The organism is Pseudanabaena mucicola FACHB-723, assembly GCF_014696385.1.
Taxonomy (GTDB): domain Bacteria; phylum Cyanobacteriota; class Cyanobacteriia; order Pseudanabaenales; family Pseudanabaenaceae; genus Pseudanabaena.
Genome location: NZ_JACJQB010000002.1, coordinates 248,812 through 262,317 on the forward strand (window position 1 = coordinate 248,812; position 13,506 = coordinate 262,317).

Here is a 13,506-nt window from a genome sequence, read left to right on the forward strand (position 1 = left end):
AATTGTGGATGAGTTATAGCATTTGCCAGTCTAGAAACAGTTGTTTCCCCGCCGAGGGTGGGGGAACAACTGTTTCTAGCTACTTAACTAAATTCTCAGCACCACTAATGACACGGGCGGATAAAATTTTGTCGCCTAGTCTTAGTTTATCCAATGTTTCCTTGCCATCGGTGACATAACCAAAAACTGTATAGTTGCCATCGAGCAGATTTAAGCCAGCAGGGGTTAGTTCTGATTCAAAGAGATAGATAAAAAACTGAGAGGATCCCGCATTAGGATCATCGTTGGGATGTGCCATGGCAACAGTTCCAAAGGCCGCGAAAGGAAGTACGGGCAATGTACCTGACAAGCCTTGCTCTTCAAAGGTTTTGCCGTAGGTAGGCACTTTTTGATCGGGTAGACGTACTTCGATGGGGACAGTGCGATATTTGCCAGTTTTCGGATCGACATAGCCATCAACTGCGCCTTCAGGATCGCCTGTCTGGAGATAGTAGTTTTCATCGGCACGGGTAAATTTCAGCCCGTCATAAAAGCCATTTTGAACTAAATCAACAAACTGACCCGCATTGATGGGGGCATTGTAGCCATCAACGGTAATAATTGCGTTACCCTTTTCGGTGGATAGCTCTACTAAAGCGCGTCCTTTAAGTTGTGGTAATTGGGCATATTGGGCAGGCACTTCAAAGGGAAAAGCTTGAATCAAATCAGACTCAACTAAGCCTACATAGTCCAAAGCTTTCTCGGAGAGGCTTTTGACATTGTTACGGTCTTTGATGGCGATCGCTTCTTGCAATGGTACAAGTGCGGTGTTTAAGCTTGCCAAATGTGCTGTGACATCTGCCTGATGCTCACTACCAGCTTCAACTATCAACTGCGCTTGATTTTGAGTCAGGGATTGAGTAATCATGTCAACGTCTTTTTTGAGGCTACTCCAACGCTTGAGGTTAGCTTGACGGGGCATTTGTTCTAACGTGTGCTGCACCTCACGAATCGCATCATTGTCGATGGGTAAACCATTTCGCAAAATAATTCGTGCATCCTTAATCGCGCTCCTTGTCGGTAGGGCTGCCATGCTCGGTGCGATTGCCGAGGTGAGGGTCAGACAAGTCACCATGACAAAGGTAACTGCGATCGCAATACCCTTAATCCAAGACTTCAAAACTAATTTACGCAATCCCTCAGCATCAGTATGAGGTTGGTCTAAATCGCTATTTAAAATAGAGCTATTAACTTTCAAATTAACTTTCACCATTGCACCCAAAACGAAGTGAACCAATTAAAATGCTATTGCATTTAGTTACACAGTTAGGCAAACTTACGCGGATTTCAGCTAAAAGTTGGATTTGATATCAAGATCTGTCGCCACTGCCCCTAGGGGTTTTGGTCTATCCTAAGGATTAATGTGATTGCCCCACTATGAACTCAAATTCTCCTGACAATAATTCTTCACCGTTGCAAAATATATTTGCTTGGGTTAAAAATACCCCTGAGCGAGCAATTGACGAAGCCTTTGAAGCTGCTGTCAGCATTAAGCGCATTGAAGAAGAAAATTTTAAAGGTAATCGAATTGCTAATGATGGCAGTTTTGGCAGCAGTGTTTTTAGCATATTTGAGATTCAGTTAGGTAAATATCTCAGGATTATTAAGCTCAGGCTCAATTTTTATAAGGTGAGTGCTGCCCTACCCTATTTGCAAGCCCAAAGCTCCAGCAATCAAGCTAATATTGCCATTTCTAAGTTCAAGGCGAATGAACAAATTAGTGACCCCGTGGGAAGTGGGCAATTATCAGCAAATCAACTGGGGGGTAATAGCCGTAAATTTTCTATTTATCAAAAGCTGGCTTTTATTGACTACACCCTCGAACGGTATGAACAAATTCGCGATCGCACTATTGATATTGCCGCTAAGCCTGCGAATTCTGGTTATACAGCTAATCGGGGTGACGCATTTGAGGAAGATGCCGATCCTGAAATCGATGAAAAATTCCAAATGTTTAAGAGCGATAAGCCTCGCAACTACAAACGACCTCTCCAGCAAGTAACTCCGATTGAAAAAAGTATCTTACCTGGTTCTTTTTTTAAGGCGTTTGAGCGAGTGAAGCGAAATCTCAGTGGTTCCTATTCTGACTATGAGAAAGACATCGTTGAGGAATTAAGACAGTCACGCAAGCGAATTAATCAAGCCCTCCGCTACATAGCCATCCTGATTATTTCTGTAGTTGCCGTGCAGTTTCTATCCAAGACATTGATTTTTAGTCCACTGATTAATAGTTTTATTGATAGCAATAGCATGACTGTAAAATTTAGTCCTGCTGTCGAAGAAAGAGCATTTGATGCACTCAGACTAGCAAAGGAGCGCATTGAATTTGATTATATGATTCGCACAATTACCCTTGAAAAATCTCCTAAGATATCATCTGAGATGTCACCACAAGAATTAATAGTAAAGAAGGAAGAACAGAAAAAAGAATCGATAGAATTGGCAAAATCTCTCTCAGAAGAAGCAGAAGAACTGATTCGTCAAGAGTCTTTAAAAATTCTCAAAAAATTTAATGATGAAAGCCTAGATGGGATTAAAAATCTATTAGCTGATATTACATCTGCCTTTGTCTTTTATATATTCTTGCTTTCAGGAAGAAAGGAATTATTAACGATCAAAGAATTTCTTGATGAGTTTTTATATAGTCTTAATGATAATGCTAAAGCTTTTCTCATTATTATCTCAACAGATACCTTTGTGGGATTCCACTCTAGCGAAGGATGGGATGCATTGTTAACACTTGTATTTCAACATTTTGGCTTACCTGAAAACAAAATCTTAGCGCAAACATTTATCTCGACTGTTCCTGTATTTTTGGATGGTCTATTTAAATTTTGGATTTTCCAATATCTCACCCAAGCTTCACCTGCTACTGCCACGATTTATCGAGAAATGAATGAATAAATTTCCCTTGCTGTTTTTGCCGTGAGAATTGCTATGTGCGATCGCAAAAACACGTTAAGATTTATGATGGCGTTTTGAGATCGTACTTCGAGACAGTGTTTCGACTCCAGACGTTCACTTTGTTGGTTTTGCCATAGCTTTTTGATAATTAGATATTTATAGATTTCCTATGATTTACGAAATTTTTATGCCCGCGCTTAGCTCCACCATGACCGAAGGTAAGATTACCTCATGGGTTAAATCGCCTGGCGACAAAGTGGAAAAAGGCGAAACTGTCGTGATCGTAGAGTCTGACAAAGCCGATATGGATGTCGAAAGTTTCTATGAAGGATATTTAGGCGTAATTATTACCCCAGCAGGTGAATCGGCTCCCGTTGGTTCTGCGATCGCATATGTGGCTGAAACCAAAGAAGAAATTGCAGAAGCGAAACAAAAGGCGGCTGGACAGTCAGCACCTAGCCCTGCTGCACCAAAAAATGAAGAGCCTCCCGCTAAGCTAGTCTCCACACCCACTGCCGCCGCCGTTGCAGCCATTCCTGATGTGGTGGTCTCATCTCCTCGGAAATCTACAACAGCATCATCAGGTCGTCAGATTGTCTCCCCTAGAGCCAAGCGCATTGCCAAGGACAATGGCGTTGATCTCACCCAAATCATCGGTACTGGCCCCAACGGTCGCATTACCGCCGCCGATGTCGAATCTTTCCTCAAGCCAAGTGCTGTTCCTGCGGTGCAAACTGCTGCCCCATCTGTTATCTCTGCTCCTGCGCCAAAAGTTGCGGCGGCTCCCGTTGCCCTCGGTACTGCCCAAGGCTTGACCACTCTGCAAAAGGCAGTGATCAACAATATGAATCAGAGCCTCTCTGTGCCTGTGTTCCGCGTTGGTTACACCATTACAACCGATGCGCTGGATGCTCTTTATAAGCAGGTCAAATCTAAGGGCGTAACCATGACGGCTCTATTGGCAAAAGCTGTGGCGGTGACTTTGCAAAAGCATCCTTTGGTTAACGCTAGCCTCAGCGATCGCGGCATTGAGTACAAGAGCAATATTAACGTTGCAGTAGCGGTAGCCATGGATGACGGTGGACTGATTACCCCTGTTCTCAAAAATGCTGATCAAACCGATTTGTATAGCCTATCCCGCGATTGGAAAGGTCTAGTCGAGCGTGCGCGTGCGAAGCAGTTGCAACCCGATGAGTACAACTCTGGTACTTTTACAATTTCTAATTTAGGTATGTTTGGTGTCGATCGCTTCGATGCGATTTTACCCCCCGGAACTGGCGCAATTTTGGCGATCGGTGGTTCACGTCCTCAAGTTGTCGCGACCAAAGACGGTGCAATCAAGGTTGCTAACCAAATGCAAGTTAATCTCACCGCCGATCACCGTGTAATCTATGGCGCTCACGCGGCACAGTTCTTGCAGGATTTAGCCAAGTTGATTGAAACCAATCCTCAATCTTTGGCTCTGTAATACTTCTTACTGTTTATTAAAAAGGAGGTTGTAGCATCAAGTACTATGACCTCCTTTTTTGTTTTTGCAAGCTCATTTTTAATGAGTAGTCTACTCGGTAGGTTGTGTTAGCGCTAGCTTAACGCATCCAAAACTTGATCGTTACTTAGCAACCTACTTTGTAAACTAATTGATGAGTTACGTTGCTATATTTATTAAATCAAGTGGGATTACTTGAAGTATCTCAACTAATTTAGATGTTCTCACTGTTATGATCTGAGTAGCAAATTGCAAAAGTATTTTCTGATATGGATTTAAATTGGGTAAAACTACAAGGGTATAAGCGCTTAGTATCAACTACTCTTAATACTTCGGGGAAAGTTGTAGCGATTGTTGGCTCAAATGAGGCAGGAAAAAGCTCAATTTTACAAGCACTTCAACATCTTAACCCTGATAATAAGCGACGATTCCAAGCTAATGAATTGAATCGTGGCAATGATTCTCAAAAGGATGAAGATGTAGTAATCAAGGCTGGATTCTTGCTTGATGATAATGATCGCAAAGCAATTTCACACTTATTTCAAGGTAGGAAAGTCAGACAGTTTAAGCTTATAAAATTACTCAATGGAACAAGAAAATGGGAAATTATTCCTAAGCCAAATCGGATAGCAAAACAATATAATGGGGATTTAAAAAATCTGAGTGAGCTTTCACAGGAACTAACTGATCCATATAAAGAAATAGAAGAGATATTAACTCAGAGAGTTCCTAGAATACTATTTTTTGATGAAGCGCAACGAGACTTGAAATCTACCTACGAATTATCTAAACTGGCTTCCTTTCCACCTCCAGCACTCCGTAACTTGGCAAGTTTAGCAAAATTAGATCTTGTCAGTCTTCATGCTACTCTTTCCGCAGGTGATCAAGCTAAAGTTCAAACATTATTGAAGAAAGCAAACGTTCAAATAACTAATGTTGTTAAAGATAAATGGTCGCAATCAAAAGTAAAAGTTAGTTTAAGTACTAATGGCTCAACATTACACGTCCATATTGAAAATGAACAGCTGGATTGTACTAGCCTTGAGGATCGGAGTGACGGGTTACGCCAATTTGTAGCATTAATAAACTTTCTTGAATCTGAACATGCCGATCAAAGACCTATTTTATTGATTGATGAAGCAGAAACCCATTTACATTATGATGCTCAGGCAGATTTAATGAATATGTTTGCAGAGCAGCAACTAGCTGCAAAAATTATATACACAACTCATTCTGCTGGCTGTTTACCTGAAGACCTTGGCAATGGCGTAAGATGTGTTTTACCGATAAAAGGTAAAGAAGAAAGTAAGATTGAGAACAATTTTTGGGCAATTGATAAGCAAGATAAACGGGCTGGGTTTTCGCCCCTTCTATTCAGCATGGGAGCAAGTAGTTTAGCTTTTATACCAATTCGCAAAGCTGTTTTCGTAGAAGGAGCCACAGACATGCTTCTTTTGCCAACGATGCTACGCCAAGTAAGTAATAAGTCATACTTAGGGTTTCAAATTGCTCCTGGACTCTCAGAAACTAAAAATTCATTTTTGAGACAATTAAAAAATGAAGCCCCAACAGTAGCCTTTCTTGTTGACAATGATAAAGCTGGGAAAAAACTCTCAGCAGATCTTAAAGGTGCTGAATTTGACGAGTCTCAGATTTTTTCACTACCTGGCGTGGAAGGTTGCGTTTTGGAAGATTGCATTCGCAAAGAACTATATCTAGAAGCTGTTAATAAAGTTCTTCAGGACTGGAATCAAAATGTACCTATCATGCTTTTGGAAGAATTACCTGACATCAATCGTCCAAAGGCAGTAGAAGATTGGTGTAAGGATAAAAAAACTAATTCACCAGACAAAAAAAATATTGCATATTGTCTTCTAGATTTTGCTACTGGCGAGCGACAAGAGTTTCTTGTTAAAGAAGAATTGAGGCAATCATTTAAGAAATTGCATGATTCTATAGTTAAATGTCTAGCAATAGAAAATCCTATTTAGCACCAGACTTGGCACAGGTTCACACTAGATAAAAGAAATTAAAGCCATGATGATCGCCACAGAAAAAGCTAAAGCTAAAGCCAAAATTTGGACTGATGAAGAGTTCATGGCTTTGCCCGATCGCGGAGATCAAGTGCGACCAATTGCCGAGCAAAGAATCTGGCTAGAAAACATCAGTTGGCAAACCTTTGAGCAATTACTAGAAGATGTAGGCGATCGCCGCAGCACATTATTTCATTACATCAATGGAAACTTAGAAATTATGTCGCCAATGGCGCTACATGAGCGCAGCAATCGGTTTATTGATGATTTAGTTCGGGTGCTGTCCGATGAGCTAGAGATAGATTTATGTAAATGCGGCTCATTATTGATGCGAATTCCTGAACTCAAGATTGGCGCTGAACCTGATTCTTGCTATTACATTCAAAATGAGCCAAAGATTCGCAATCAAGATGTAATTATGATGGGGCAAGATCCGCCACCCGATCTAGTGTTAGAAGTCGATATTACTAACCCTAGCGATCGCCGTTTACCGATCTATGCTCAACTTCAAGTCCCTGAAATTTGGATCTATAACGGCTATAGCTTAGATTTTCTGGGCTTAGAAAAGGGGGCTTATCAAAAAATAGAACATAGCTTGTCTTTTCCTAACTTACCTGCGGCAGTGGTAGTAGAGTTTGTGCAGAAGCGATTTGAACTAGGCGATCGCCAAACCCTCAAGGAATTTCGGCAATGGGTAAGCGACAATCTTAAAAAAAGCTAGAGGCTAAGCTAGCTTGGTTAAAAAAGCCTGTTAATATATTAAGTAATAAAAATTAATATAACTTTTTAAGATACTTTGTTTTTAAATCCTGACAAGGTTGAACTAGAGGAGCGCACCTTAGCACGTTCTACATCAACAGTTCAGGCTTTACCCTTAACTGCAAATGTTCCGTCTGCGTTTCCCCAATACTTATCGCAATCTTTACTTTCCCTCGCTTCCTTAGTGCAGCATTGGCGAGTTTGGTTTGCGGCTCTATTTTTAGTATCCGTACCTGTCTTTTTTGAAGCTCCCCTTGTGCGCTATGCCCCTTGGTTGAGCTTGATTTGTACCGTCGGTTGGCTAGCAATCGCCAAGCATCTCCAAGCAGACCCAAAAACTAAAATATGGGGCAGCTTAATCTGGGGCTTTAGCCTCACTTGGTTATGTGGCTCCCTCTATTGGGGTTGGTTACGTTGGGAGCCTGCCTACCATGTTCCTGTCGAAGCACTAGCTTTACCTTGGGCAATCTGGGCAATTCGTAATGATTCGCACAGAGTCGGTGGCTGGTTTTACATTGGCTCGCTGTTTGGTACGACAATTACCGATTTATACTTTTACACCGCACATCTATTTCCCCATTGGCAAGCATTGATGCAGGTGGAGTCAAATGTGAGTCTCGCCCAACCAATCTTGAAGAATGCGCTCAGTTTGGTGGAAACACCATGGGGGATGACTTGGGCTTGTATTTTGGCAGCCTTACTCTTGATCACTGGCAATAAAGCAATGCGATCGCTAGATCTGGGCTACTGGGCTTTTGGCGGTGCGGTATTAGGGACAATCTTTGTTGATTTACTCTTTTTCATCGTTGCCACATTAGGCTAAATAACAATCCAAACAAAAAAAGACTCGCTTTGCGAGTCTTTTTTTGACAAATTTTTGACAAAATAAAAACCCAGCGTGGGAGCGCTGGGTGCAGTCAGTTTAAGGCTTCATTGATAGGTAGATTACTGGAATCTGTTCTGTCTGTGCCTCACGCGATCGGGTGAAATATTAAGCAATTGTAATCAATGCTCACATGTATTGATGTTCATAGGTTTAAATCTATGAAGCGGTTGGCGGCACTTTGTAATGCCAATCGCGCCTGATCTACAGAACTAATCCATCGGCAATGAATCCACCTTCTTAAATTCTCCATTCCAAGGTGCGAAAAATGGTAGGAACATCATCCCCGGAATGGCTAATACCAAGGTAAATAAGAAAAATAATGCCCAACCTTTGCCATCACTGCCAGCCAGTAAAGGCATCTGATTGATTGCCGTCCATGAGGATATGTTCTTTTGAATAAATTGAGCAGCTTCTCCTGAAAATGGTGAGGCGATCAAATCTCTGCCAACGGCAAATAGACTAGACAAGAGAGCAAACTGCGTTGCCGAGAAACTAGGATTGCATAGCACCATCAGGAATCCTAAAAATCCTGCCGTTCCTAAACCACTGCAAAAGTTTTCGACGTTAATCGCAGCGAGTAAAACTAGATCATTTTTACCTGCAATTGCGATCGCATAATAGCCAATATTGCTAATTGCCTGTAAAAATCCAAACACCCATAGTGAGCGATTTACGCCAATTTTGCTGAGAATTGCTCCTCCCGCCAAAGTCCCCACGATGGTCGCAAATAGACCAATTCCCTGTCTAACCGTGCCAATTGTGCCATCATCAAACAAAGTTTTTAAGAAAGGAACTGCCATTTTGCCCACCATCGCATCACTAAAGCGATAGAAGATCGTAAAGATGAGAATCAATACGACTTTAGTAAATCCAAGGCGCTGAAAAAACTCTTGAAAGGGTTTAATCACAGCTTCATCTAAGGTGGCTGGTCTTAGCTCAACTTCAGGTGGTTCAGGGGCAATGATTGTGGCGATCAGTCCTAAACTCATTACTACAGCCAGCAATACATAGACCCACGCCCAACCTAGTTGGCTAGCAAGATTAAACCCAATAAATCCTGCAAATAACAGCGCAATCCTATAGCCCATCACCCAGATTGCAATACCCGCCCCCACCTCCTGCACTTGCAGGACATCAGTACGATAGGCATCGATCGCAATATCTTGGGTCGCACTTAGGAAAGCCAGAATCAAAGCCGCAATTGCCAATATTGGCAAAGCACCTCCCCGTTCGGTTGGCAAAATATTGCCAATTGTAAACATTTGTAATGCGATCGCTAAAATTGCAAGGATTAATCCTAACTGTGTCAGCAAAATCCAGCCTCTGCGCCGCCCTAAAAAGGGTGGAACAAAGCGATCAATAAAGGGTGACCATAAAAATTTGAGAGAATAGGGTAAGGAAACTAGCCCTAACCAACCAATCGTACTGAGGTCAAACTTAGCACTGGTAAGCCATGCACGAAATGCATCATCGGTTAGGGCAAAGGGTAAACCTGATGCAAACCCTAATGACAAAAGAGCCGCCATTTTGCGACTCTGAAAAACCCGAAAAAACTGGGTAAGTGTATTCATACCTGCGGATTGGATTACAATATATATGTAAGCGGAGACGAAAGTTTCCGTTCACTCCTCACACCACATTCCGCCCGAGCTTATGAGCAGCAAAGGCGGTTTCTTATTTTTTGCCTATAAAAGGCAAAATTAGTTAATGCTCGAGCTTATGAGCAGCAAAGGCAGTTTCTTATTTTTGCTGATGATAAGCAAAATTGGTTAACTCCCGAACCTATGAGCAGCAAAGGAAGTTTCTTATTTTTTGCCTATAAAAGGCAAAATTAGTTAACGCCCGAAGCTATGAGCAGTAAAAGTAGTTTCTTATTTTTACCCATAATTGCGCGATGGCGACATGATCGAGATTTTGAGTTTATTGCTTAACAATTCTGGTTTTTAGCAAATATGCGGTGCTAGCTGTTATACTACCTACACGTAAATTTTGATAGTAAAAGTTTTTAGTATTTAGGGAGTTAGCAAAGCATGTCATCAGCGATCGCCGTCACAGATGCTAGCTTTGAGCAGGACGTACTTAAAAGTGACATCCCTGTTCTAGTAGATTTTTGGGCACCTTGGTGTGGCCCCTGCCGTATGGTTGCTCCTGTCGTGGAAGAAGTTGCCACACAATATGAGGGCAAGATCAAAGTTTTTAAGCTCAATACCGATGAGAATCCTAGCGTAGCTGGACAATATGGCATTCGCAGTATTCCCACGCTCATGTTATTTAAGGGTGGTCAACGGGTGGATGTGGTTGTTGGTGCTGTTCCTAAAACAACACTGTCTACCACAATTGAAAAGCACTTAGATAGCTAAGAATTTTTTCAATCTCTAAAACAGAAGGGGCGCGTTGCGCCCCTTCTGTTTTAGATGGCTAAGCGCAAAGCGCTATATTTAAGTAATATCTAGAAGCTAATTTAACGAAACTAAGTGGTGTCACAATCTAAGATTGTCGAAATTTTGTCGGCTGACGAGCTACGTCGCACAATTAATCGTCTTGCTTCGCAAGTTGTCGAAGCAAGTGATGATTTATCAAATATTGTTTTGCTGGGTGTGTATACCCGTGGTGTACCTCTCAGTGTTGCGATCGCAAAGCAAATACATATGCTTGAGGGGGTATTAGTACCTTCAGGAGCCTTAGATATCACTTTTTACCGTGATGATCTTGACAAGATTGGATTGCGAACACCTAGCAAAACCGAGATCCCCTTTGATCTCAATGGTAAAACGATCATCTTAGTCGATGATGTTATTTACAGTGGGCGTACGATTGGCGCGGCATTGAGTGCAATCCATGATTATGGTCGTCCCAAAGTGGTCAGATTGTTAGCGCTAATTGATCGCGGACATCGTGAACTACCAATCCATCCTGATTATGTGGGTAAAACTTTGCCGACTTCTAAGGATGAGCAAGTGAAAGTATTTTTGAGCAGCGCAGGTGATGAGCGTGATGGCGTTGAGTTAATCAAACCAATCGACTAAGATCAATCTCTCGTTTCTATATATGTATTTCGTTTTGCTCTTAGTCACTTCTATACAAGTCCTAATGATGATGCAACTAGGTGTCCACAAGCGAATCCCGAAAAGGCTACTGCATTTAAGCCTTGTCCGGGGAAAGTGCTATCACCTACACAATATAAATCGGGAATAGAAGTCCGATTAAATGGCATTCCTAAAAGACCTAAAGGCTTACCCGCAGGAATTGGACCATAGGTTCCATCGGTACGACCAAGGAATCGTCTATGGCTGCGGGGTGTACCAATTTCTTGATAGTCGAGACAGTCTTCTAGTTTCGGGAAAATTGCTAGGAGGCGATCGCAAAGTTTTTTAGCAGCCTCATTTTTCTTCTCTTCATATGCCGAAGGCGATAAACTTTCCCATTCGCTCATCCAGCTCGGTGTGAAGGTATGCACGATGTGATGACCTTCAGGCGCAAGGGAAGGATCTAACAAGGTGGGAATCGAGACAAAAATTGTGCCTTGTTCTTTCTGAAGATCGTTCCAATCTTCTAGCAAGATATGGTGACAAGCTGCATTTTCAGGTATCGCGGAGGCTTCGACACCAAGGTGCAAACTGAGGAAACTAGGGGATTTTTGATAGCGTGATTGCCATCCTTTTTCGCCACTTGGCAAAGGTTCATCCTTAAGCAAGTTCCCAAAGGTATCCCAACGTGTGGCATTGGAAACAACTTTCTTGGCATAGAGAATTTCGCCATTGGCTAACTTTACACCGATCGCCCCTGTACCTGATTTAGATTTGGGAATAATCTGAGTAACCCTTGCCCCATAGCGAATTTCACCACCCGCTTTATCTAAACCTTCCGCTAGTTTTTCGGCAATCTTGCCCACACCACCAACAGGATAGTTAATGCCACCGTAATGGCGATCGCTAAAGACCATCCCTGCATTAATCGCAGGTGTGCGATCGGCGGGAACCACTGACCAGCAGTAACATTCCATGTCGATAAACTGCAACAGTTCAGGATCGCGAATATATTTCTTAGCGATATCCCCTGCATTTTGAGGTAAATAAGCAGCTAAGCCTAAACAAGCGAGAGGATTCTGGAAAAATACGCGCATCAAGTAGCGCCATTCTTCTAATGACAGCAACTCGATCGCATTTAAGCAATTAAAAATCTTCCAACATTCATCGTAAAACTTACGAATTCCCTCACGCTCATGGGGAAAGCGATCGCCTAATTCTTTAATAAACTGCTCATAGTCACGATGCACTTCGATTTCCAGATTATTCGGCAAATGATAATGGATCTGCACGGGGTCGGGAATCGTCTCCATTTTCATATTCACCGCCGCCAATGCACGAGTGAGCAGGTTGGTCGTACCGCGATCGCCAAAACCAAAGATCATCGATGCGCCCACATCAAAGCGGTAACCATTGCGCTCAAAGTAGCCGCCACTGCCACCCGCAATCAAGTAGCGCTCTAGGACAATTACGCTTGCCCCCTTTGCCGCCAATTGCGTTGCCGTGACTAAGCCACCGATTCCTGAGCCAATTACAATTACATCCGCATTGAGTATTTGCGTCATTACATTTCTTAACTAAGACTCTACTTACTATACCGTTTTAGACCTTACTAACACTTTTCAATATTGGTAGTATTTTTCCTAAAAATAGTCTTAATTGTAATATTATAATCCGAAACCTTCAGGTAAGTAGAGTATTGATGAATGAAATCTAGTTTGCGAAGTGGGCAGCTTATAAAATGGAAAGATGATCAGGGATTTGGGTTTATTCAGCCTGTAGATGGCAGTCAAGACATTTTTCTACATATCTCTGAGATTAAAGACTCAAATCGTCGTCCACAAGTAGGAGACACAATTTATTACTATGTTGTCGCTAAAAATGACAAAGTTTGTGCGAGCAATGCTTTTATTTTAGGAGTAAGTAGCTAAGCAAAATTAATTACATAAGTTGAACCAAAGTCTCGAAGAACTTTTTCAACATAAGAGACTAAACTTTCCCAAGATTCATATGCATTGAGTTCAATCCACTCATACTTCATGAAACGCCACAAAATTTCAATCAAGTTCAACTGGGGACTATAAGGGGGTAACTGGAAAATCTCAACTTGCTGGTTCTTCCACTGCTCTAATTTCTCTTGAATCATTTGACTGGTATGAATAGAGGCTTTATCCATAACAATCACTGTTGGCTTGGTAGATTGACGAGCAAAGTCATCGATACAAGCGAGAATGACTGCACTGGTGATACTGCGTTCAAAAACATAAGCAGATAAGTCATTGTTTCGATTCATCAAACCCACGACATTTAACCTCTTACTGCGTTGACTGGGTAAGCTTAAACCCGTCCCTTTCTCTTGCCAAGCATAGGGAA

12 protein-coding genes are annotated in these 13,506 nt (G+C 42.0%); 8 read left to right on the forward strand and 4 right to left on the reverse strand.

Features of this window, described 5'->3' with window-relative positions; all coding sequences use genetic code 11:
- Positions 1-79 precede the first annotated feature (79 nt).
- On the reverse strand, positions 80-1,252 hold the full coding sequence (locus H6F41_RS02750; protein WP_190401933.1) for a peptidylprolyl isomerase: 1,173 nt from the start codon (positions 1,250-1,252) through the stop codon (positions 80-82).
- A 164-nt stretch (positions 1,253-1,416) separates the two neighbouring features.
- On the opposite strand from H6F41_RS02750, the gene H6F41_RS02755 reads away from it, so the two are divergent.
- The 5 genes from H6F41_RS02755 to H6F41_RS02775 all read left to right on the forward strand — a co-directional run bounded on the left by H6F41_RS02755 (position 1,417) and on the right by H6F41_RS02775 (position 8,044).
- Positions 1,417-2,943 carry a hypothetical protein gene (locus H6F41_RS02755; protein WP_190401934.1) on the forward strand — a complete coding sequence of 509 codons (1,527 nt, stop codon included), beginning with the start codon at positions 1,417-1,419 and terminating at the stop codon, positions 2,941-2,943.
- Positions 2,944-3,112: 169 nt separating this feature from the next.
- A complete protein-coding gene (locus H6F41_RS02760) occupies positions 3,113-4,411 on the forward strand; it encodes a dihydrolipoamide acetyltransferase family protein (protein WP_190401935.1) in 1,299 nt (432 codons plus the stop codon).
- Positions 4,412-4,698: 287 nt separating this feature from the next.
- The gene (locus H6F41_RS02765) at positions 4,699-6,420 is read left to right on the forward strand and encodes an ATP-dependent nuclease (protein ID WP_190401936.1); all 1,722 of its coding nucleotides are present in this window, start codon (positions 4,699-4,701) and stop codon (positions 6,418-6,420) included.
- A 46-nt stretch (positions 6,421-6,466) separates the two neighbouring features.
- Positions 6,467-7,183: a Uma2 family endonuclease gene (locus tag H6F41_RS02770; RefSeq protein ID WP_242022885.1), complete on the forward strand. Its 717-nt coding sequence runs from the start codon at positions 6,467-6,469 to the stop codon at positions 7,181-7,183.
- A gap of 75 nt (positions 7,184-7,258) precedes the next feature.
- Positions 7,259-8,044: a DUF3120 domain-containing protein gene (locus H6F41_RS02775; RefSeq protein WP_190401937.1), complete on the forward strand. Its 786-nt coding sequence runs from the start codon at positions 7,259-7,261 to the stop codon at positions 8,042-8,044.
- A gap of 272 nt (positions 8,045-8,316) precedes the next feature.
- On the opposite strand, the gene H6F41_RS02780 is transcribed toward H6F41_RS02775, so the two are convergent.
- Entirely contained in the window at positions 8,317-9,678 is a 1,362-nt protein-coding gene (locus H6F41_RS02780) for an AmpG family muropeptide MFS transporter (protein WP_190401938.1), read from the reverse strand.
- Between the two features lie 459 nt (positions 9,679-10,137).
- On the opposite strand from H6F41_RS02780, the gene trxA reads away from it, so the two are divergent.
- The gene (trxA, locus tag H6F41_RS02785; RefSeq protein ID WP_094534188.1) at positions 10,138-10,467 is read left to right on the forward strand and encodes a thioredoxin; all 330 of its coding nucleotides are present in this window, start codon (positions 10,138-10,140) and stop codon (positions 10,465-10,467) included.
- A 117-nt stretch (positions 10,468-10,584) separates the two neighbouring features.
- Positions 10,585-11,133, forward strand: a complete 549-nt coding sequence (pyrR, locus tag H6F41_RS02790; protein ID WP_190401939.1) for a bifunctional pyr operon transcriptional regulator/uracil phosphoribosyltransferase PyrR — start codon at positions 10,585-10,587, stop codon at positions 11,131-11,133.
- A 50-nt stretch (positions 11,134-11,183) separates the two neighbouring features.
- On the opposite strand, the gene crtH is transcribed toward pyrR, so the two are convergent.
- Positions 11,184-12,698 carry a carotenoid isomerase gene (gene crtH, locus H6F41_RS02795; RefSeq protein WP_190401940.1) on the reverse strand — a complete coding sequence of 505 codons (1,515 nt, stop codon included), beginning with the start codon at positions 12,696-12,698 and terminating at the stop codon, positions 11,184-11,186.
- Between the two features lie 141 nt (positions 12,699-12,839).
- Here crtH and H6F41_RS02800 point away from each other — a divergent pair, with 141 nt between their 5' ends.
- Positions 12,840-13,064 (forward strand): cold shock domain-containing protein, encoded by a 225-nt coding sequence (locus tag H6F41_RS02800; protein ID WP_190401941.1) that lies wholly within the window; start codon positions 12,840-12,842, stop codon positions 13,062-13,064.
- On the opposite strand, the gene H6F41_RS02805 is transcribed toward H6F41_RS02800, so the two are convergent.
- On the reverse strand, positions 13,061-13,506 hold a 446-nt coding region (locus H6F41_RS02805; RefSeq protein WP_190401942.1), incomplete at its 5' end, for an IS630 family transposase. The genes H6F41_RS02800 and H6F41_RS02805 overlap by 4 nt on opposite strands.